Origin of the sequence: Lyngbya aestuarii BL J (assembly GCF_000478195.2) — a bacterium.
Taxonomy (GTDB): Bacteria; Cyanobacteriota; Cyanobacteriia; order Cyanobacteriales; family Microcoleaceae; genus Capilliphycus; species Capilliphycus aestuarii.
The window spans coordinates 38,147-59,917 of record NZ_AUZM01000015.1 but is presented as its reverse complement, the minus strand read 5'-3'; the positions used below and the strand labels follow the sequence as shown (position 1 = coordinate 59,917).

General features: G+C 40.4%; 15 protein-coding genes and 1 tRNA gene. 8 read left to right on the top strand and 8 right to left on the bottom strand.

Going from position 1 to position 21,771, the window contains the following annotated elements:
* Nucleotides 1-24 precede the first annotated feature (24 nt).
* Complete coding sequence (locus M595_RS08690) at nucleotides 25-1,020, top strand: patatin-like phospholipase family protein (protein ID WP_023065803.1); 996 nt, start codon at nucleotides 25-27, stop codon at nucleotides 1,018-1,020.
* A gap of 74 nt (nucleotides 1,021-1,094) precedes the next feature.
* Here M595_RS08690 and M595_RS08685 read toward each other — a convergent pair.
* Nucleotides 1,095-1,167 (bottom strand) — tRNA-Ile (locus tag M595_RS08685).
* A 330-nt stretch (nucleotides 1,168-1,497) separates the two neighbouring features.
* On the opposite strand from M595_RS08685, the gene M595_RS08680 reads away from it, so the two are divergent.
* Entirely contained in the window at nucleotides 1,498-2,211 is a 714-nt protein-coding gene (locus M595_RS08680) for a hypothetical protein (RefSeq protein ID WP_040483804.1), read from the top strand.
* A 60-nt stretch (nucleotides 2,212-2,271) separates the two neighbouring features.
* A complete protein-coding gene (locus tag M595_RS08675; protein WP_071809894.1) occupies nucleotides 2,272-3,888 on the top strand; it encodes a hemolysin family protein in 1,617 nt (538 codons plus the stop codon).
* Between the two features lie 27 nt (nucleotides 3,889-3,915).
* Here M595_RS08675 and recJ read toward each other — a convergent pair whose 3' ends face one another.
* The 3 genes from recJ to M595_RS08660 all read right to left on the bottom strand — a co-directional run bounded on the left by recJ (nucleotide 3,916) and on the right by M595_RS08660 (nucleotide 9,501).
* Nucleotides 3,916-6,042 carry a single-stranded-DNA-specific exonuclease RecJ gene (recJ, locus tag M595_RS08670; protein ID WP_023065759.1) on the bottom strand — a complete coding sequence of 709 codons (2,127 nt, stop codon included), beginning with the start codon at nucleotides 6,040-6,042 and terminating at the stop codon, nucleotides 3,916-3,918.
* Between the two features lie 183 nt (nucleotides 6,043-6,225).
* Entirely contained in the window at nucleotides 6,226-8,238 is a 2,013-nt protein-coding gene (locus M595_RS08665; RefSeq protein WP_040483817.1) for an FAD-dependent oxidoreductase, read from the bottom strand.
* Between the two features lie 312 nt (nucleotides 8,239-8,550).
* Nucleotides 8,551-9,501, bottom strand: coding sequence for a serine hydrolase (locus M595_RS08660; RefSeq protein WP_023065748.1), 951 nt, complete (start codon nucleotides 9,499-9,501; stop codon nucleotides 8,551-8,553).
* 159 nt (nucleotides 9,502-9,660) lie between these two features.
* On the opposite strand from M595_RS08660, the gene M595_RS08655 reads away from it, so the two are divergent.
* Both M595_RS08655 and M595_RS08650 read left to right on the top strand, forming a co-directional pair.
* Nucleotides 9,661-10,413, top strand: a complete 753-nt coding sequence (locus M595_RS08655; RefSeq protein ID WP_023065749.1) for a C40 family peptidase — start codon at nucleotides 9,661-9,663, stop codon at nucleotides 10,411-10,413.
* A 162-nt stretch (nucleotides 10,414-10,575) separates the two neighbouring features.
* Entirely contained in the window at nucleotides 10,576-11,508 is a 933-nt protein-coding gene (locus M595_RS08650) for a lysylphosphatidylglycerol synthase domain-containing protein (protein WP_040483803.1), read from the top strand.
* A gap of 130 nt (nucleotides 11,509-11,638) precedes the next feature.
* Here M595_RS08650 and M595_RS08645 read toward each other — a convergent pair whose 3' ends face one another.
* Nucleotides 11,639-12,127, bottom strand: a complete 489-nt coding sequence (locus tag M595_RS08645; RefSeq protein WP_023065790.1) for a pentapeptide repeat-containing protein — start codon at nucleotides 12,125-12,127, stop codon at nucleotides 11,639-11,641.
* A gap of 119 nt (nucleotides 12,128-12,246) precedes the next feature.
* Between M595_RS08645 and M595_RS08640 the strand changes: the two genes are divergently transcribed.
* Nucleotides 12,247-12,603: a phage holin family protein gene (locus tag M595_RS08640; RefSeq protein WP_023065757.1), complete on the top strand. Its 357-nt coding sequence runs from the start codon at nucleotides 12,247-12,249 to the stop codon at nucleotides 12,601-12,603.
* Between the two features lie 90 nt (nucleotides 12,604-12,693).
* Here M595_RS08640 and M595_RS08635 read toward each other — a convergent pair whose 3' ends face one another.
* The 3 genes from M595_RS08635 to cobJ form a co-directional block, all read right to left on the bottom strand.
* On the bottom strand, nucleotides 12,694-14,442 hold the full coding sequence (locus M595_RS08635; protein ID WP_023065798.1) for an EAL domain-containing response regulator: 1,749 nt from the start codon (nucleotides 14,440-14,442) through the stop codon (nucleotides 12,694-12,696).
* 149 nt (nucleotides 14,443-14,591) lie between these two features.
* Nucleotides 14,592-17,597 (bottom strand): GAF domain-containing protein, encoded by a 3,006-nt coding sequence (locus M595_RS08630; protein WP_023065793.1) that lies wholly within the window; start codon nucleotides 17,595-17,597, stop codon nucleotides 14,592-14,594.
* Nucleotides 17,598-17,696: 99 nt separating this feature from the next.
* Complete coding sequence (gene cobJ / locus M595_RS08625) at nucleotides 17,697-19,562, bottom strand: precorrin-3B C(17)-methyltransferase (RefSeq protein WP_052001727.1); 1,866 nt, start codon at nucleotides 19,560-19,562, stop codon at nucleotides 17,697-17,699.
* Nucleotides 19,563-19,819: 257 nt separating this feature from the next.
* Between cobJ and M595_RS08620 the strand changes: the two genes are divergently transcribed.
* Nucleotides 19,820-20,617: a cyclic nucleotide-binding domain protein gene (locus tag M595_RS08620; protein ID WP_023065810.1), complete on the top strand. Its 798-nt coding sequence runs from the start codon at nucleotides 19,820-19,822 to the stop codon at nucleotides 20,615-20,617.
* Nucleotides 20,618-20,663: 46 nt separating this feature from the next.
* Nucleotides 20,664-21,770, top strand: coding sequence for a saccharopine dehydrogenase family protein (locus tag M595_RS08615; protein WP_023065800.1), 1,107 nt, complete (start codon nucleotides 20,664-20,666; stop codon nucleotides 21,768-21,770).
* Nucleotide 21,771 lies beyond the last annotated feature (1 nt).

The window sequence follows — 21,771 nt, the reverse complement described above, 5'->3', positions numbered from 1 at the left end:
TTTATACTTATAAACTTCAATAAAATGAATCAAAACTTTCTCAATTCTCAATGGGGATTAGTATTAACCGGAGGCGGTGCAAAAGGTGCTTATCAAGCGGGCGCACTCCGCTATTTAGCCGAATTGAACTTTCAACCCAAAATTATCGCCGGAACCAGTGTAGGCGCTCTCAACGGGGCGGTTTTAGCCTCTGATCGCCCGTTTTCTAACGCCGTTCAACAGCTAAATGAACTCTGGACAAATCTCGGAGAAGTTGAAATTCTCAAACCCAATACTGAACAAATTTATCATCTTCTTAGTTACGCCGCTCAAACTTTTATCCCCACTTTTCGAGAGTGGATGTTACATTTTTTAATTGAAAGCGGAATCTTGAAAGATAGAACTGCAATTTACGATCCAACTCCGATAGAATATCTGGTAAGAGAAACGATTAATCCAGTTGAATTAAAACGAGGAATTGAACTCTGGGTGACGGTTTTTCCTTCGTTAAAAATACCCGGTTTGGGTTATGATTGGTTATTCGATTTGATTCGCGCTAAAACGGGAACGGGTGCAGAATGGTTGTGTATTCAAGATTGCCCAGATAACGAAACAATTTATAATTTATTGTTGGCGAGTGTCGCTATTCCCCTGGCTTTTCCCTGTCGCAGCGTTAACGGGAAAAACTACATTGATGGGGGTTTGGTTGATAACGTTCCGTTGGGTGCATTGGCGGCTCGGGGTTGTACTCATGTGATTGTGATACACTTAAGGAGTGGTCAGATTTGGAACCGCCATGATTTTCCCAATCAAACGATTATTGAAATTCGACCTCAAAAACTGCTCAATTCTGATTTAAAAAGTTTGCTCAACTTTGATTCCGAACGAATTTTGGAGTTGAAACAACAAGGTTATGAAGATGCAAAATCTCAGCTTGAACCGATTTTAAACGGGTTTAAAAGTTTTTCTCGATTGTCTCAAACTCAACAAAATTTAATCAGTTCGACGGTTGAATTATTGGAAGATGAGCCACTATTCTAGTGTAAAGACGGAATTAATTTGCTACTGTACAACAAAATCAATGTACAGTTTTCGGTATCTGAATAGCTGTTAAGTGCGCCCTGCTGGAATCGAACCAGCCTGAAGGCGAATTATGAGTTCGCTGCCTCCCCAATCGGCCAAGGGCGCATTATTGTCTAGATTAACACAAAAGTCGATCTTAACCGACAATTACTGTGTGATTCTAGTTTATGATCCTAGTTTAACATAGGTGTTTAATGAATCGCGATCGCGAAAATATTTTGGTTTTGAGTCTTACCACAGCATTCCGAGAAAGGTTCTTGCTCAGTCACAGATTACTCCGCTGCTGTGACCTTTGGTCAGTTCTGCTCGGGTATTGGGCTGGAGGTTAAGATTAGGATCTCACAAATTGCCATTACATTTAGGCTGGAGACTGCTAGTATATCTAGATTGAAACTGATCATCAATCACAATAGCTCACACTGACATTTACAGGAGATGGGATTGAACTCAACCGTAGTAATGACCGTCGTTTTACTCGTGCTTATGTTCGGAGCCGGGTTTTTCAGTTCTGCTTGGGGGTATAAACTGGGTCGGGAAGCTTTAAAAGAGATTACTCAGCCTGATGTTCGTCCGAGCAACCTCACCGGGAAAAAAGAAGACGGCGATCGCAAAGCCCAAGGCGTGAAAATGCTCAAAGAAGGTGATATCTTAGCAAACGTGAAGAAGCGCATAGAAGGGAAGGATGAGGAACCAACAACTCCTCCCCCAGCCAGCGCTCAAGGTAAACAAAAAGCCGAACAGAAACCCGAACAAAAAGCCGAACAAAAAGCCGAACAAAAACCCCAACAGCAAGCAAATTCATCCGCTTTTCCGATTGTTAGTCGAGATGAGGGAGTCACCCTAGAAGTTATTTCAGCGAGTCAAACCGGAAGCTCACTCCAGTTAAAAGTTCAGCTCAAAAATGAGAGCGATAGTTCGATTAGATTTCTCTACAGTTTCTTAAATGTGACCGATGATAAAGGTCGTGCTTTGAGCGCGAGTGTAGATGATTTACCCGGACAGTTACCTGCTGATAGTCAAACCTATGTAGGAACGGTCAGTATTCCGACTGCATTACTTGATAACGCGAACGAATTAGACATTAGTTTAACCGATTATCCGGATCAAAAACTCGAGCTAAAAATGTCTGGAATTCCAATTATAAGATAAATCAGTTTTGATGTTTGTGCGACTTTTTTTAACAGAACTCATGTGGGTGACTTTTCTACAATGACACTGACTTCGCAGGATTTGCTATTGCGCTTGTTGTCAGTGTTTCTGCTGATTGCAATCAACGCTTTTTTCGTCACTGCTGAGTTCTCAATGGTTTCCGTCCGACGCTCGCGAATTAGTCAGCTTGTTGATGAGGGAGATCAACCCGCTCAAGCAGTTCAACGACTTCAGCGACGGATTGATCTATTACTTTCGACGACTCAGTTTGGGATTACGCTATCGAGTTTAGCATTAGGTTGGATTGGTGAGGGAACCTTAGCAGTTGCGATTCGAGCGTTAATCGTTTCGCTTCCTATCCCTCTTGAACTTCAAGATTTTATTGCTCATTCTTTAGCGATTCCGATTTTTACGTTTGTATTAATTGCTTATCTACAAATTGTCTTAGGTGAACTCTGTCCAAAGTCGTTAGCCCTTCTTTATCCCGAGCAACTTTCCCGTTTATTAGCCCCTCCTAGTTTAGCAATCGCTCGTTTTTTTAGTCCGTTTGTTTGGGGATTAAATCAATCGACTCGCTGGCTATTAAAACTGGGTGGAATTGAATATACTGGACAACCTTATACACGAGTGACTCCAGAAGAATTACAACTGATTATCACCACATCTAGTGAGTCGATGGGGTTGGAAGCCGAAGAACGAGAAATCCTCAATAATGTGTTTGAATTTGGGGATGTGTTAGCTGAAGAAGTGATGATTCCCCGAACTAATGTTATCGCTATTTCTAGCACCGCAAATTTTCAAAACTTACTGAATGAAATGACAGTTTCGGGTCATTCTCGTTATCCAGTTATGCGAGAATCTTTAGATGATATTTTAGGAATTATTGACTTTAGAGATTTGGCAAAACCCCTAGCTGAAAGACTACTTTCTCCAGAGACTTCCCTAGAATCTTGGATTCGTCCGGCTCGATTTGTGTCTGAACAAATGCTATTGAGTGAATTATTACCCCTGATGCAGCGATCGCATTTAGAAATGGTGATTATTGTCGATGAATTTGGCGGAACGGCTGGATTAGTCACGATTAATGATTTGATTGCTGAAATTATTGGAGATAGTTCAGAATCAACAGAAACAGAAGAAATTAAATTGCAATATATTGATGAACAAACGTTTTTAGTTCAAGCTCAACTCGATATTGAAGAAGTCAATGAGTTGGTTGATTTAGATCTTCCTATTACTGAAGAATACCAAACTTTGGGCGGTTTTCTGATTTATCAACTCCAAAAAATCCCAATAGTTGGGGAAACACTGCGTTATCAAAATCTTGAATTTACGGTGATTTTAGCAGAAGGGCCACGAATTGATCAAATTCAAATTCATCAGTTAGAATCTGAATCCCAAACTGAAGATCTTGATCTGATGAATGAACAAATAGAAGCGGCTGAGTTGTCGATGAATGAATATTCACTAACGACTGCGGAAAATCCACCTTCAGAAACAACTATTCCCGAGGAAAATCAAGCAGAAATAGAAGCAGAACGCCGAGAAATCAATCAAGAGATGGGTCGAGAGGAACAGAGAAGAATGGAAGCCGAAAGTCAAGAAATTAATCAAGAATTTAAGCAGGAAACAAATAGAGAAGAAGGTTGGAGAGTAGATGAAGAAAAAGAAAGTTGATCATCTCTTTCGTTGTTTGTTGGCTGATTATTCTCCCATTCCTAAAGCCTGACAAGCGGATCGAATCAGGTGATAATAGAAGGGTTGAGAAATATCAACAATTTTAGCTGACTGTCTATTTTTACCCAATAAACCTGTTGGCTTTCCTTGCTCAACAGCCAGAACTTTTCCCTCACTATTACGGATTCTAAGTTCTGTTAGTGCATCACTATCGCAAAGTGTACAAGTATACTTGCGATCTTGATAATAAAATTCAGCTAAATTTTGTTGCTTTGGCGTAACAACAGGAGAGATTTTCGGAAGTCTTACTCCCACAATTTCGAGTTCAAGAGAGGTTTGACCTTGCCAATCATTGGTTCTGAGTTTGTAGGCGATATCTAACTGAGTCGGTAAGGGAAAATAATCTTCCCAACGCCATGCAATTGCTTCTAGAGTGGGTAATGCTGCAATTTTATGGTCTGATGGAGAATCTTGAGAAAGCGTGAGTTTAATATGACCTTTTCCAACCGTTTTTTGTTTAACAATTCTGACATTAGGAGTCCAAAAAATCGGAGGATCATTTTCAATTCCACAGGGATGAAGTTGATCAATTTGATGGTATAACTCAAAATTAATCTGCTTCAGATTTGCTTGAACATCGACTTTGACGACGGGTTTTAAATGTTCAATTTCCAAACATTGATGAGCAAACTGACTCAACCGTTGACGAATTTGTTCTAGATTTTCTGCCGGAAAGGAAAACCCCCCTGCGGCTTTATGTCCGCCAAATTTACCCAGTAAATCTGTACAGTATTGTAAGGCTTCAAAGACATTAAATTCAGGAATTCCTCGGGCTGAACCGCGAATTGTTTGAGGGGTTTTTTCTGATGAATTGTCTTCGTCTTCTGTTTCCGTTTCATAGGTGCCAATAAACACCGGGACTCCATAACGTTCGACTAACCGAGAAGCAACAATTCCAATTACTCCATGATGCCATTCCGGTTGCACAATCACTAAAACTCGTTCTTTTGTAAGATCAATATTACTATTTTCACACCAAGCAATCGCTTCTTGTTCGATTTGTTCACAAAGTTGTTGACGCTGTTGATTGATTTGTTCACATTGCATCGCTCTTTCTAAAGCAATTCCCATGTTTTCTGTGGTCAGTAATTCAATCACAATTTGCGGATCAGCAATGCGTCCAACGGCGTTAATTCTAGGTCCTAACCGAAAGCCAATATCTTCGGGTTTGATTTTTTTAAAGTTTTTTCTATTCCCTTCAATCTCCTCTGTTTTTGAGGATGCAGAACCCTGAGAACCACTCAACCCTGCAACTTCTATTAACGCCTGAACTCCTTCTATTTGAGAACTCATTAATCGCTGTAATCCTCGTTTGACCCAACGACGATTCACTCCCGTTAAAGCAGCTAAATCAGCAATAGTTCCTAATGTAAAAAGTTCTAATAAAGGATTAACTAAACCTTGAACTTTTCCCATTTTCTGAGCGAGGGAAATTGCCAATACATAAGCCACTCCCACACCCGCTAATCCTCTGTAGGGAGAGGTTTCAGGAATAAGTTTAGGATTCAAAATAGCATGGGCAGGCGGTAGTTTAGGAGGAAGATCATGATGATCGGTAATGATTACGGTTAAGCCTAATTCTCGCGCTTTGGCAATCGGTTCATAGGCAGAAATGCCGTTATCAACCGTTAAAACTAAGCCAATCCCCTCTTGATGAAAATCTTCAATAATGCGATTATTAATCCCATAACCTTCTTTCATCCGACTCGGAATCGCATAACTGACATCCGCCCCTAAGCTTGAAAGCGCCCGCATTAATAAAGCGGTACTCGTCATTCCATCGGCGTCATAATCTCCACAAATGGCGATTTTTTGGTGTTGAATAATCGCATCATGTAAAAATTCTACACTTTTTGCTAAGTCGGGAAGTTCATTAATCGGCGCGGGTAAAGCTTGAGTTTCAGGATCTAAAAAAATAACTGCTTCTTCAAGCGTGTCAAACCCTCGGTTAATCAAAACTTGTGCTAAAAGCGGTGAAAGTTGGGTCGCTTCCGCCAGTTGTTGTGCTTTTTCGGGTTGAGGTGGAACGAGATGCCATCGTTGCTTCGGTAAGTTCGATGAAGATGCAGACTGAAAAGAGGGGGACTCTGACACGGTAGCGTTCAACTTTGACAAACTTTGTCTATTTTACACCATCAATTGCCGAAAATATCTTGATTGTTTATAGTTTATCTCAAAAAAGATAAACAAAGCAACTTTTGTTGTTTTATTTTAGGAAAAAATTGTCACTGAAATAAACCACTCTCTATCTTTTTTAAAATGAGTTTGTATTGATGATTATTTCCAATCTTCCCAAGAATTGTTAAAAATAGAAGTTTCTGGAAAAGAAATCGGATTACCCGTTTTTTGGATGCGGTCTTTCAACACCTCTAACTGGGGTTCTTGCAAGGGTAAATCATCCACCAATTCATAAGGTTTAACCCCCGTTTCTAAGGCAAAATCTGCGGTAATTCCCGCCGCAACTCCCGAAGACCATTCAAATGAATGAACCCGATAAGCGGCTGCTGCAACGTGACTGGTGGCGATACTTTTCCCGACAACTAATAAGTTATCAATCTCTTGAGGAATCATCGCCCGTAACGGAATTTGAAAGGGATAAGCCGCCCCCTGTCCGAGTCTTTCGCCCTCTCTTTCCGTGTTTCCCGGCGCTTCTGGGGGAGTGTTGGTCATGCAGGGATGAAAATCAATCGCATAGTGACCAATTCCCACAGTATCGGGATAAATTGTCGCCCGTGATTTTGGATTTGTTTCTTCAACCGTTTGCATTCCACTTAATAACGCCGGAAGTTCTAATCCTGCTAACCCCGCCCACAGCGCCCGATAATCTTCTGAGGATAAATTATCCTGATAAAATTCTTTGCCGAAATCGTTGCGAGAAATATCAATTTCGGTGATTTCAAACCCTTCTGGAAACCCCCAACTCGGACGCCCTATCACCCGTCTACCTTCGCGAATATAGGGATATTTTGACAGTCCGTGAACCGTTCCCATCGGCGAGTCTAACCCAGTAACAAAACGATGATTGGGATTCGGTTTTTTAACCCCTTCTCCCAGTTGAGAATCAGTGGTTCCGACGACTAACCAATAAAAATAACCGATGGCATTTTCTTCACCCCTTTCTAGGGTTTCTGTTCTCAATCCTCCCATCCATTCTCCCGGTTCTAACTGACCCATGGCTTGCAGTTGGTTGCGAGTGAAAATAAAATTATCTTCGCGATTTCCGGGGCGATAATCATTTCCCCATGTCCAGTTTTGCATGGAAATATCACCGGGATAAATCGGCCATTCTCGGACATTTCCGGGAAGTTGTTCGTCGGGGTTCATGCTGTGAATTCGCCGATAAGTATAAACCAGATTAAAGTTAGCTAATCGTTCTAATTCATAACTGTAATAGGGCGAATATTGTTGATAGAATGGGGGGAGTTTGTGGGTTTGGGGTTCGGCGGTGGCTTCCATTGCAAAGGTATAGGTAAATCCCTGAGTACAGTAGGGCGCCCCGGATACGCTTGAAGATGTGGGTTCAAAGGGTGTTCTTTCATCAACCCCTAAACGATAAGGAACGTCTGTTAAACCTAATATTTCTCCCGTTTCTGTGGCTTCCACAACATACCATCTCACGCCCTTTTCTGAGGGGGGACTGGGGGGATTAAAACGAATAATTGTTTTATCTAAACGGGGAGAATCTTCGTAACTGTAAGCATCTTCTATAATTTGGGATAAAGGTTCTGTATTGAGGGGCGGTGTTCCGGGTGCGGGTTCGTGTTGAATGGCGGTAACAGTGGTAATTAAACCGTCTGAAATTTCGATATCTTTAACAACAGTAGACGGAAACCATTTAAAATTTCCCTTGCCTTTTTTGGCGGCATCTTGTAATATATCAAATAGGATTTGATGACCGTCATAAGGCATAAAACAGGATTGACTGACCCAACAAGCGCCGGGATTTAACCGACCATATTTTTCCTCAATTCTTTTTCGTAATTCTAGATAACCCCGAGGGAAATAAAGTAGCGATCGCTGTGTCGCCCGTTCATCGAGGGCTGAGGTTCCTTGAGAAGAAATTTGACCCCCTACCCAGTCGGTAATTTCGGTCATACAGACGGTTCGTCCAGCGAGTAGGGCTTCATAGGCGGTGGCTGATCCAGCTAACCCTCCCCCAACGACTAAAATATCACAAGCGACTTCTTGATCGGGTGTCGGAGGTTGGATCGAGGTAGCCGTTGTGGCGATCGCAGTGACTGAGATGAGACTCGAAATTAGACTCAAAAAAGAACGTTTTAAATATCGCATTAAACTGTCACCGGGAGTTAAACGAAGGGTTTGTAGAGATTCTTCATTACATTCAGAATGACCATGAGATTTTTCGTAAGACTTAGAATAATCAGTCAAAGATTTTAGAGATTGCATACAACATTAAAGATTTAAGAATAAATTAAGAATTTATGAGTTTATACTTAAACGTTGTCACTCAAAAAAGGGACTGAGCAATTGAGGTTGGAGTTGTTAGAGTCTAGACAGATTAGAATATTGTCATTTTGTTATTTTCTCAGTGAGGCTTTTATGAGTAATCCGACTAACTTTTAAAACCCGAGTGGAGTGGTTTTACTTTTTTGTTGAACAAACAGTTTGCATCGCTTCTAACACTTGTTTAGAAACAAAAGGTAAGAGTTCAGTATTGCGACTTTGGCTTTTGCCTTCTGTAAAGACTACAAGTAAATAAGGATATAAACCGGGAATTTCGATGTAAGCTGCATCGTGACGAACTTGACTGGTATGTCCAGCTTTTGACCAGAGTTTAGTATTTAAAGGTAAACCACTCCCTAAAAATTCACTAACTTGGTTTTCTGGATCTTCTGCTAACTCAGCCGGATCAAGACTCCGTTTCATCAACTTCATCATCGCTTGAGAAGCTTGAGGAGAAGCCGCAATTCCACCGACAATACTATGTAATAACCGGGCTGTTGCGTTGGTGGTCAACATATTGCGATTTTCCATCAATTCTCCCAAGAATTCTCGTTCTCGACCATAGGCCCCGTCACACCAAGTTTTTTGATTGACATTAATCGACTTAAGTTCCGGCCAATGGAGAGATTGAAAATAACGATTGATCAGATTTCGTTGGGCTTTCCAAGTCTCATCGGGGCCAGGTGCCAACTCAGGGCCGCTGGTTGTTCCAGTTAACATATCGACTACAAGGCTAGTGGCATCATTACTCGAGTCTACGATCATATCTCGTGTTGCCCGCTCTAACTCGGCAGAAATCGCGATCATGCCTTTTTCCATCCATTCATACAAAGCCACCAAGTAAAACAACTTGACGACACTCGCCGGATAGATGCGTTCAATCCCGCGATAGGCAAATCCCCGAACTGTATACTTCCAAAATTCTTCCGGAGTTAATGCCCCTCCTGTGTTAACGGGAATGGGAGGATCATAGACAACCCAAGTCATGGCAATTTGATCCGGTGCTAATGCTGGAAATTGAGTACAAGTTGCCTCTATAATGCCTTTGCCTAAGTTTTCGAGTTGTTCGTCTAAATTAAAAAATGTCATAGCAGAGGATAAAAAATAAGGAATCAGAATCAAAAATTGGGTAGTGGCTAAAGTTTGTTATATGTTCTGACCTAAAGATGTCTGTTTTTTTAACGTATGATTGGCGATTGTACACAATTCACCCCGGATGTCTCCAGGCCAAACCATTACAACCAACCCATGATTATTGACCCATTATCGGACATTGTAGAGTATCGTTGCACCGCGAATCTGAATCTGTATGATTCGGCAGACTGCCAAGCGTTAGCGACTCAAGCCGCCGCCCGACGACACTTGCGAGTGAGTCGCCGAGATTTAGATCATGGTCTTGACGACAAAGCCATTCAGGTTCAACTGTGTGAAGATGACTATCTGGGTTGGTTGGCGCGTGCTGATTTTGATCAAATTGAATGCGCTACAACTCCCTATCAACCTCAACCGATCAGTTTAGCTGAGATCCAATCTAAATTATCGGCTGTGATTGACTTTACTTATGAAAAAATGAACACGCCCAATTATTATTTATGGGGAGGAACAGTAGGGCCAAATTATGACTGTTCTGGCTTGATGCAAGCGGCTTTTGCGTCCCAGGGAATATGGTTGCCTCGCGATGCTTACCAGCAGGAGACTTTTACCCAAAAGATAGATCTTGACAAAACTCAGCTCGTGCTATCTTGTTTACACATTGGAGATCTGATATTTTTTGGAACTCCCACTAAAGCCACTCACGTCGGATTATATCTAGGAGAAGGACGTTACATTCACAGTTCTGGGCCTGAAAAAGGTCGAAATGGTATTGGAATTGACGTTATATCAGATCAGGGAGATAGAGTCGCTCAGGGATACTATCAGCAGTTACGGGGTGCAGGCAGAGTGGTTAGCAGTTATCAGTCGGTGGTTTTACCCAGCTTCTCATCGGAAGATTCTATTTAGGAAACTTATAAAGAAAAATTGGACTAAACCCGCCACATCACAACTTTTATTGATGTTCCCACTATCTAAACTGTTTCAATCTACTGTCTAAATGTTGATGTAATTTTAGTGATTTTAAAAGCCTTGAAAACTAGCCCCTCTGTTGATTTTTGTAAAAACCACATGAAAAAATTTATATCCATCCTCAAGCCTTATCTCCGGTGGTTAATTCTGGGATTAACAGCCTTTTTCCTAATTCATACCTTAAAAACAAACTGGCAAGAAATCGCAGAAATCCAGATTACGAGTACGGGATGGCTTTGTCTCGCACTTGCTTTTGTCGTAACGACAACGGCTCATATTTGGGCAGCATGGGTGTGGTTATGGATTTTGCGAGAGTTTAATCAAACTATCAAACAACGCTGCGGATTACATATTTATCTTAAAACGAATATTGCTAAGTATTTACCGGGAAATATCTGGCATTTTTATGGTCGCATTACCGCAGTGAATAAGGCAGGTGTTTCTCTGGGGCCAGCTACACTTAGCGTTTTACTTGAACCGCTTTTAATGGCATCTGCGGCATTAGCGATTGCTTTAATTACTGCTCAACAAAAATACTGGGGTTTGCAGATTCTTTGCTTAGTTGTGGTATTAACAGGTGTTCATCCTCGGATTTTAAATCCTGTTGTTAATCACTTGAGAAAAATCAAATGGAAAGTCACTTCTTCTGAGAGTCCCTCAGCATTTTTCTATCAGTTAGAACGTTATCCTTTGCGACCCTTTTTAGGGGAAATGGGATTTGTCAGCTTGAGAGGAATTGGGTTTTTATTAACTGCTTTAGCATTGATGCCGTTTACTCCTCAGCAAATTCCCTTGTTAATTAGTGCTTATAGTTTAGGTTGGTTACTGGGTTTAGTCATTCCCGGTGCGCCTGGAGGTTTGGGTGTATTTGAAGCGACTACTCTTGCCCTTTTAGAATCCCATTTTCCATCCGGACTTTTACTCAGTGCGATTGCTTGTTATCGAGTGATCAGTGTATTAGCTGAAACGTTTGGGGCTTTATTTGCGGGGATTGATCAACATTTGGTCGAGAATCATAAACCCAGTCTCTAAATTTTAAATTTATTTTCTCTTTTTTGCTCGGATTGAGGATGACTCTAAAATTTTTAATAAAGATTGGAGTTGAAGCTAAATTTATGGTTTAAAACAGGATCAAGGCTATCAACTCCAATCCCGAAAAAAATTAACGACACCCTAAAGAATATCGCGTTGAAACTCCAGTTTTTGGGTTCACTCCGCTAGCAGTTATACACAATTGTCGAAGCTGTTCTCCATCCAAAAGAGCATCCGTAAAATCTGCACCTGTAATTTTAGTATCCTTAAAAGTTGAACCAAAAAATAATACTTCTGTAAAGATAGAATTACTCAAATCCGCATTACTAAAATCGACTTGATCCAACATCGCATAAGTCAAATCTGCACCTCGCATATTGGCATTTTTCATAATCGCCTTACTAAAAACTGACCCCACTAATTGAGAATGATCAAAGTTAGCCGACTCTAAATTAGAATTGGCAAACTCAGCCGCCGGGAGAGATTGATCGGAAAAATCTCGTCCTTGCAAGAGGCTATGATTAAAAAATAAACCGGATGGATTGTCCTGCGCGAGTGCCGTTAAAGGCCAACAGAACAACAACAGCGTCGCCATAAAAGTGATCAATCCTCGAATCATTTTTAAATCTCCTACTCAAATAGAATTTCTCATTCCAGCATACCGAGTTGCGGATACAGAAGTCTAAAAAATCGGTTAATTTGCTAAAATTATAAGGTACTGATAGGATTAAGCTTCCTATGCTGAATTTCTTTCTAACGTGGCTATTATCAGCCATTTCCCTTTGGATTACTGCTTTTATCGTACCGGGGTTAACCATTGCCAGTTGGCAAGCCGCAGCCATTGGTGTCGTGATTATGGGGTTAGTGAATGCGATTGTTAAACCGATTTTGATTTTGTTTACACTTCCCTTAACTTTACTCACTTTGGGTTTCTTTTTACTGGTAATTAATGCTATTTCCCTGGGATTAGTTGGGTATTTTACACCCGGATTTACAGTGGCAGGTTTTTTCCCAGCGTTGTTTGGTTCGATTGTTTTATCCTTAGTTTCCAGTTTGATTGGTAAAGTCTTTGATCCCAATAGTCAGGAAATTTAACGCTTTTCTGATTAATCAACTCAAAAATCTTCTCACCTTAGATTTTATTGTTTTTAAACTCAATATTTTCATCTAACTTTTTTCAGGAATTTATAGCAACGATTCCTGAATTTTTAAGCATTTTCCTTCTCTGAGTAAGTTCGTCATTTCAGAAGCCGGGAGAGGATAACTGAAGATAAAGCCTTGAATCCCATCACATTGATGCTGTTTTAAAAAATTCAGTTCTCCGACTGTTTCTACTCCTTCTGCAACGACTTTTAAACCTAAACTACGTGCAATTTTAATTAAATTACTGGTAATTGCAGAATTACTCGGATTAGTCTCAACATTTTGAATAAAAGACCGATCTATTTTTAAGGTATTGAAAGGTAATTTTTGTAAAGATTTTAGCGATGAATAACCCGTCCCAAAATCATCTATAGAAACTCTAATATCTAAAGAATTTAAAGCTTCTATTTTTTGTTTTGCCATCACCAAATCTTGTACCAGACAACTTTCGGTTAACTCAAACTCTATATATTTAGGTAGAATATTATTGGCTAATAAAGTATTAATTGATTTTTGGCGAAAATCAGCTTTGTTTAATTGAAAAACAGAAATATTAACAGCCATTTTTAAACTCATAAATCCAAAAGCTTGCCATTTTTTTAGGTCTTTACAGGCTTGAACTAAAACCCATTCTCCAATTTTATCAATTAAACCAATTTCTTCAGCAATTGGAATAAAAGTATCTGGTGAAATCATATTATAAGTCGGATGTGACCAACGAGCCAAAGCTTCACAACCCATGATCTTTCCCGTTTTTAGGCTAACTTGAGGTTGATAGTGAACGGATAGTTCTCCTCGCTCAATCGCATAGTGAAGATCATTTTCTAGTCTCTGTCTTCGAGAAGTATGCACATCAAGAACCCAACTGTAAAACTCACAGTCATTTCCTCCATTTTCCTGAACTTTATACATCGCTTTCTTCGCTTTTTGAAGAATTTTTTCAATGTCTTGAGCATCTTTTTCATAAAGAGCAATCCCAATACTCGCCGAGAGAAAAACCTCTTGATTGTTGACTATAAAGGGCTGATTGAGTTGACTCTTGATTTGATTAGCGAGATCAACAATAAATGTTTTATACTCAACAACAGGTAAAATCATTCCAAATTCATTAGCACCCAGATAAGCTAGAAAAATTTTTGCATCTAAACTTTTTTTCAATCGTTCAACAAATGCTTTAAGTAATTGTTCACTGGAGTCGTATCCCAAGTTTTTTTGGATTTGATTGAAGCGATCTAAACTCAAACAAAATATAGGCAACATTTGAGTTTTAGCTGCTATAAATTGAGTTTTAGCTAACCTCTGGTTAAATTGTTCTCGTAGTGAGAGGCGATTGGGTAAATTGGTGACGTGATCAAAATAGAGTTGATGTTCAAGTTGTTCTGAAATATCTTGAATTTTCTGAGTGTATTTTTGCTTATATTTTTCTTTTTTATCCAGACGAATTTGAATTGCCTTGATCAATTCTTTTGGTGTAAACGGTTTTGTTAAATAATCATCTGCTCCCGATTCCATTCCTTGACGTAAGTCATTTCGATCCGCTTTAGCCGTTAAAAAAATGAAAGGAATATTACTCGTTGCTTCTATAGATTGTAAAGCAGACAAAACTTCAAATCCATCCATCTGTGGCATCATGACATCACAAACAATCAAATCGGGTGAGCTTGCGATCGCTTTTTCAAGACCGGATTGACCATCTTTAGCTAAAATTACATCAAAATCTTCGAGTTCTAAAATGACTTGAATATTGTCTCGGACTTGCGCATCATCTTCAATTACTAAAATCTTAATCATGAGGAGGTAAATTAATATCTAGTTTTTAATAGAATATCATATTTCAGGGTAACTAATCTATTTTGTTTTACAAACTTTAATAATCAGTATAAATTGATTTATTATAACAGATATTATCATCTACTTTAATCACATTTAACTCTAGAAAATCACGATGATTCTTCTAGAATGCGAGGAAGAATTCGAGGAAGTTTAACTTGAAATATTGTACCTTCTCCCAGCCGACTATCAAAGGTAACTTCACCGCCTTGAACCTCAACACAGTTCTTGACAATCGCCAGCCCTAAACCTGTACCTGCAATCGTACCAATATTGTTGGCTCGATGAAAAGACTGAAAGATTCTAGATTGATCTGCAAGCGGAATGCCAATCCCATAATCTTGAATATTGAAGATAACTTCTTGCTCTTGACGAATAATCTCAAAGTTAATTGATTGAGCTTCGGGTGAATATTTAATCGCATTTATTAATAAGTTTGTGAGAATTTGCCGTAATAGTTTATCATCTAAAAAAACTGGAATTACTTTAACTTCATCTTGAGGAAAATCTGCATAATAAACACTAAAATTAATCTGATGTTGGTGAGTTGAAGTTTGTAATTCTTCTACTAAATCTGAACAAAACTCAACCAGTTCAAAAGAGGTGGGGTTACATTCTAGCTGATAAACTTCTGAACGACTAATGGTTAGCACATCATTCAGGAGTTGAGTCATATACTGAACCGAAGATTGAATCCGAGAGAAATGTTTTTGTTTCTTTTCAGACTGAAGACGATCGCCATAATCTTCTATAATTCCAGCAGAAGAAGCAATCCAAGTCAAAGGAGTCCGAAATTCGTGAGAAGCCATTGAGATAAAACGTGACTTGAGTTCATTGAGTTCTTTTTCACGTTCGAGGAGTTCCGCATGAGCCAGAGCAACCCCTAGTTGAATTGTAATTTGTTGCAGGAGTTCGATCTCAAATTCTTTCCAATCTCTAGGTGCTGAACATTGATGAGCAATCATAAATCCCCAAAGATGATTGTCTTGTAATATAGGTACAATTAACTTAGCTTTGATCTGCCACGTTTCTGCAAAATCCAGCAGACAAGGTGTGATTTCACCATAAGCCTGATTGACATCAGAAATTGCTTTTGCTTGTCCGTTGTAATAGGTCTGTTGATGCTCTAGGGGAAAAACATCTTCTGGAAAGTCAATATTAAGAATGGAAGTCCATCCCGGTTGAACTTCCTCGAAGACAACACGACCCGTACCATTGGCAAAGACTTGATAAATTAAGATTCGTTCAACCTCTAAAATTTTCTGAATTTCTGTTACCGTCGCTTGTAAAATTTTATTGAGTTGTAAAGATTCCCGAATCTTGAGCATGGTATCAGTAAAAAGGCGAGATCTCGCTTCACGTTCTCGCAACTCTTTTTCCACTTCTTGACGACGACGATTGTTACGATGAGCCTCTATAATATTGGCACAGGTGGCTAAAAAGGGCTGTAAATATTGAATTAATGCTTCGTCATAACCCTTTGGACAGTTGGCGATTCCAACGATTCCCACTAACTTTTGAGAAGGGCTATAAAATGGAATTCCTAAAAAAGCATTTAAGGGTGGATAATCAAGAGGTTTTCCTTCTCTGATGGAGTCATTTTTGAGATCATTAGCAATCACGGGTTCACCCCTGATCATCACCGATCTAAATAGAGTTTTTAGAGTCTCAAATTCCAGATCTTTCTGAGTGTTTTTTTGAGATGAATGATCAGTTTCTTGACCCCAATCCTTATGGGTAATTTGGGATTTTTTTACAGGGGGTTGTCCTTTTATTTTGATATAGCTTTCATTGATATAAGGCTCTCCTTGTGGGGTATAAAAAATCTCCCCAATAAAACTGTATTCACTTTCAGTCAAATTCAAAATATTTTCCAGGAGAACATCAAATAAAATTATTGACTCGGCATTAGCAATAAATTGAGATTGTATTTCGCTGATCGCTTGCAAAAGATCATTGCTCTTTTTGAGAGCATTTTTAACTCGATGACGCTCTTGAATTTCTTGGTATAACTGACCGTTAGTTTCAATCAATTTAAGTGTTCGTTTGGTGACCAAAACTTCTAATTGGTGATAAAATTCGGATTGTTGGATGGCGACTGAAATTTGTATGGCCAATTTTTCTAATAACTGAACTTCATGGGGTAGCCAGTGGCGAGATTCACCGCAGTTATGAACGATCAGTAATCCCCATAACAAACATTCACTGGATGAACGCTCAGGAGAATTTAATAAAATCGGAACCAGAACTTTAGCCCGAACTTGTAATGTTTCGAGTAACTCGCGATGGCAGGATGACATTTCGCCTGCATAAATATCAGAAATGACTCGAATTTTACCGTTGTGATAGGATTGAATCCAGTTGGGAGAAAAGCAAGAATCGTCAATAAAGTTTCCTAAAATTGACAGCCATCCAGCCCCTACAGATTCAGCAATAATTACCCCACTCCAGTCGGGATTAAAGCGATAAATTACAACTCGATCAACCTGGAGTAACTGTTGAATTTCGGTGACAGTCGTATTCAAAATTTGACCGATATTAAGAGAACGCCGAATGTTATCAGCAATATTGCTCAAGATGCGATCCAAGTCAATTTGTTGATTTAAAGCTGCTGTTTGTTCCTGAACTTGCTGTTGTAATATTTCCTGGTTTTCTAACTTATTCTGAGAGACTTCTTGCTGTAGGGATTCAACCTGACTATGCAAATCAACAGCAGCAAAGGATTGAAGTAAACTGTCTTGTGTAATCAAGCCTCGTAGTTTTCCTTCTCTATTGAGAATGGGAAGGTGACAAATTTGATGCTGTTTAAACAAAGACAAAACGTGAAAAATATCTCGATATTCACTCTGCTTGAGTGTGATCACGGGCTGAGTCATCACTTTCTCAATCGGCATCTTTTGAAGACAACCCTCAACGATTTGTCTCACTCCATCTTTAGCGGTGAAGATTCCCACAAGCTGTTCGGCTTCCACAACTAAAACACAATCTGTTTCCTGAGATTGATTGATTAAAGTCAAAACATCTGTTATACAAGTTTCTGGAGTAACAAGGAGTGGAGATTGATTCAGAATTTTTTCTAAAGCGGGAGCCTGATTAAACCCAATATTTTCGCTCATCTGAATTTTAGGTAAACTTAAAAATTTCTATCGTTTGAACAAGAGTAAATCATGAATATATCTACTGTAACTTACATTTCATTCACTCAAGTTTAACTTTTATTGAGTAAATCCTAAATATCCTCGGGGTGTAATCATCCAATTCTGGTGAAAAGTTGTACTTTGATTGCCAATCAAAACCGTTGTTAACATATCGACAGAAACTTCCGTTAATTCCTCTAACGTAGTCAACGTAATCTGTTCATCGTCTCGATAAGCCGAACGCACTAAAGCAACGGGAGTTTGGGGAGAACGAAACTGTAAAAAGATCATCTGAGCCTGAGATAATTGTTCTGTACGACTACGCGATCGCGGATTATATAAAGCACAGACAAAATCAGCCATAGCTGCCGCCTTTAAGCGCTTTTCAATCATCTCCCAAGGCGTCAACAAATCACTCAAACTAATTGCACAAAAATCGTGCATCAACGGCGCCCCAACCCGAGAAGCGGCCGCTTGCAACGCACTAATCCCCGGAAACACTTGCACTCCAGGCGTTTCCCCTCGCCAACCTTGGGCGCGAAGCTGTTCAAACACCAACCCCGCCATCCCATAAATCCCACAATCTCCCGAAGATACCACCGCCACCGTCAAACCCCATTCGGCTAACTCAATCGCCCGTTCCGCCCGTTGACGTTCCTGGGTAATGGGATACGATTCCACAATTTGCCCCGGACGCAAAAGTGGTGTAATTAAATCCAAATACAACGAATACCCAATCACAACATCGGCTTGAGTCACAGCAGTTTGAGCGGCAGGAGTCATTTGATTGAGTTGACCGGGGCCTGTACCGACGAGCAATAATTGTCCGTCTCGTCCGGTATATTCCTGTTGGGCGATCGCAATGGCTACTGTTACCGCCTGACCGATTCTTTCGGCTTCTGACGGTTGGGGTTGAGGAGAACGATAAATCTGTTTAGACACAAGTAACGCTTGAACTTGGGCGGCTTGTAAGGCGGCAGCTTCAGCAACACTGGGAGTCCCCACCTCAGACTGAACAATCTCAGAAGGAGTCGGCACCGTCACCTGACGCAAAATTTCAGCGCTGAAGGTCTGTAATGGCCAATGACGCGCTTGACAAAGTTCCACTAATCCGGTTTCATCCGCTTTGAGATCAAGACTCGCAATTCCGGCAACGGCTTCTTCTGCAAGTTGATGAGCGCGTAAAACGTCTAAAATTGCCGTTTCAATCACGGCTTTGGGGGTATTGCGTTCACAGCCGACACCCACCCACAACACTCGCGGATGCCACTGAACTTGGGGTAAATCTTCAGTTGAGAGTTGTCGGTGTTGAGGGCTAATCCAGATTTGGGCTTGGGGAGTTTGGGTTGAGGTGAAATCAAAAGAATGAGTCGCCGGGAGATGGTGTTGCCAAAGCGTTGAACCTGCTTCTTGCCGAACTTGTACCGTTTGTTGTTGGGCGATCGCAGCGCTTACCCCTGTCCAGTCTCCGCTGCCGCGTTTCCAGCCAAATGGCACCCCTAAGATATCAATTCCGGGGAGGTTCAAAGCGTTGGCTGATCCGGTTAAAATCGGAGTTGCTCCCAATATCCGGGCGACGAGTTGGGCCAGCCTGTCGCCACCCCCAATATGACCACTACAGACACTAATCACAAATTGACCTGTTTCATCAACTACGATAATCGCCGGATCAGTGGATTTGTGCTGTAATAGAGGGGCAATCAGACGGACAACGGCACCTAACGCCAGACAGAAGACAATGGCGCGATGACTTGACCACAGTTGCGGGAGGAGTTGTCGTAGAGAGTCGGGGTAAACTTGGGTTTTAGGAATATTGCCCAAAGATTGAGGGACATAGAGCGTCACCTCGGCAGTCTGACACAAGGGTTGCAGTCGTTGGCAGGCGTGGGGAGTTGTAGCGATCGCCGCAATCGGTTCAAATGCAATCAATTGTGATAGACTCATCAAATTTGGGAATAGATGTGCGATTCAGTTATTATATTGATTTAATTATAAGTTGTAGTTGGGGATTTTTGACGCGCAGATTGAGGTCAGATTCACCGAGGGAAATTTTCAATTCTCAAATCTTCAGTTGAGTTTCTGAAGAATCTGGCTCTCAACATTTGAGTCTTTGTATTTCCCGACCTGTCAAGCCTTCCTGATTTGACCAAAAGTAGACTGCGATCATTGATCTCCTCATATACTCTTGGGGTTCTGACTTTATGTCTGAGAAAGCGGACTTATTTCAAAATTTAGAGACTTTCAAGGATTTTTACTCGGAAGAAATTGAACTGATCTGTGAATATTTTTCCATTCATAAGTTTTTTGACTTACAAGAGATCATGCCCAAAACTGGACGTGATACTTCTTTTGGATTGCTTCTCAGTGGAGAAATTAGTATTATCGATGATCATCAGGTTGACAACCCAAGCCGAATTGCGGGAGACTTTTTAGGAGAAATGGCGCTGCTAGAGTCAATTGATCGCCAAGCTGATTTTATTGCAGCCAGTGATGGTCAAATTGCCATTATGACTTTTGATGATATTGAAAATCTCAAACTCAAACATCCTTATTTAGCCGTTAAACTCGTTCATTGTATTACCCAATCGGCCGTTGAGAACATTCGCAACAGTGGAATTCGAGCGCATCGCAAGTATATGATTCTGATGGTAGATGAAACCAAAATGTCAGACTTGCTAGACTGGGTACAAAAGGAAATAGATATTTTGTACAATATACCTATTTTTGCACCGGAATGGGTTGCCCAAAGTTTGCAACAGAATATTAATCTGAATGTGAAACAGGTGATTAATTCTAATGTGTTAGTTGGGGGAGCAGATACGATTGGCGCACAAATTATCTTAGGTAACATTAAAGCTTTGGTTTGTCTGAGAGATCCCTTAGCTCGTAGACCGAACCGAGCGTCTATAGATGCTATCTTAAGATTGTGTGATACCTATCAGGTGATTTGTGCGACTAATATTCAAACAGCACGGGCAATTTTATCTGCTTTTACTTAATCACAAGTTTTGATTTGAATGCCAACAATAGACAATCAATAGAATGATGAAAAAGCGAGTTTTAATTTTAGGAGGACGAGGACGAGTTGGGAGTTGTGTTGCTCAAGATATTATTCATTTTATCCCAGAGGTTGAGATAATTGTAACGGGTCGGAAAACGATACAATCTCAGCCGCCTCTTGATCCGAGAATGCAGTTTTTAGAGTTAGAGTTAGCCGAACACGATTCGTTAAAAGCTGCAATTTCATCCGTTGATTTAGTGATTCATTGTGCGGGGCCATTTCACTATCGGGATGCCACGGTTTTGAAACTGTGTATTGATGCGGGAGTGAATTATATTGATGTGAGTGATAATCGTAGTTTTACAATCCAGGCTTTAAGTTATCACCATCAAGCCCAAGAAAAAGGCATAACGGCAGTTATTAATACGGGAATTTTTCCGGGTATTTCTAACAGTTTAGTTCGTTTTTGTGTGGAACAGTTAGATCAAGTTGAAAATATTCATTTGAGTTATGTGGTCGGGGGTTCCGGTGGGGCGGGAATTACCGTGATGCGAACGACTTTTCTCGGGTTACAGCGTCCCTTTGAGGTCTGGAAAGAGGGAAAATGGCAACAGGTTAAACCCTATAGCGATCGCGAAGACATTGAATTTCCTGCACCTTATGGTAAACTGGGGGTCTATTGGTTTGATATGCCGGAATGTTACACCCTCGCTCAATCTTTTGATGTGAAAACAGTCGTCACAAAGTTCGGCACTTTTCCCGATTTTTATAATTATTTAACTCAAATGGTTGCTCATCGATGGCCGCCAAGTTGGTTACAACAAACCGCAGTGATTGAATTTCTCTCTCAGGTGAGTTATGCGATGACAACATTCACTGATTATTTTAGTGGAATTGGAGTGGCTGTTCGCTCATCAACTCAAGGCTACAAAGACCAAAAAAGGGTTGAATGTTGTTCAACTCTTACCCATGAAAATACAGCCGTTGCGGCGGGAATAGGAACCGGAAGTGTGGCTCAACTTCTACTGGCTAATCAACTTAATCAGCCCGGAGTTTGGCCGATTGAGCAAGCCTTACCGACGGATTTATTTAAACAAACGCTGGAGGAGCGTCATGTTAGCATTCAATTAGAATACTTAACACCAGTCTAAA

Coding starts and splice junctions, on each gene's coding strand:
- M595_RS08680 (WP_040483804.1), top strand. CDS start 1,498: ATGGGATTGAACTCAACCGTAGTAATGACCGTCGTTTTACTCGTGCTT.
- M595_RS08675 (WP_071809894.1), top strand. CDS start 2,272: ATGACACTGACTTCGCAGGATTTGCTATTGCGCTTGTTGTCAGTGTTT.
- M595_RS08655 (WP_023065749.1), top strand. CDS start 9,661: ATGATTATTGACCCATTATCGGACATTGTAGAGTATCGTTGCACCGCG.
- M595_RS08635 (WP_023065798.1), bottom strand. CDS start 14,442: ATGATTAAGATTTTAGTAATTGAAGATGATGCGCAAGTCCGAGACAAT.
- M595_RS08690 (WP_023065803.1), top strand. CDS start 25: ATGAATCAAAACTTTCTCAATTCTCAATGGGGATTAGTATTAACCGGA.
- M595_RS08615 (WP_023065800.1), top strand. CDS start 20,664: ATGAAAAAGCGAGTTTTAATTTTAGGAGGACGAGGACGAGTTGGGAGT.
- M595_RS08630 (WP_023065793.1), bottom strand. CDS start 17,597: ATGAGCGAAAATATTGGGTTTAATCAGGCTCCCGCTTTAGAAAAAATT.
- M595_RS08645 (WP_023065790.1), bottom strand. CDS start 12,127: ATGATTCGAGGATTGATCACTTTTATGGCGACGCTGTTGTTGTTCTGT.
- M595_RS08640 (WP_023065757.1), top strand. CDS start 12,247: ATGCTGAATTTCTTTCTAACGTGGCTATTATCAGCCATTTCCCTTTGG.
- M595_RS08660 (WP_023065748.1), bottom strand. CDS start 9,501: ATGACATTTTTTAATTTAGACGAACAACTCGAAAACTTAGGCAAAGGC.
- M595_RS08650 (WP_040483803.1), top strand. CDS start 10,576: ATGAAAAAATTTATATCCATCCTCAAGCCTTATCTCCGGTGGTTAATT.
- M595_RS08665 (WP_040483817.1), bottom strand. CDS start 8,238: ATGCGATATTTAAAACGTTCTTTTTTGAGTCTAATTTCGAGTCTCATC.
- cobJ (WP_052001727.1), bottom strand. CDS start 19,562: ATGAGTCTATCACAATTGATTGCATTTGAACCGATTGCGGCGATCGCT.
- M595_RS08620 (WP_023065810.1), top strand. CDS start 19,820: ATGTCTGAGAAAGCGGACTTATTTCAAAATTTAGAGACTTTCAAGGAT.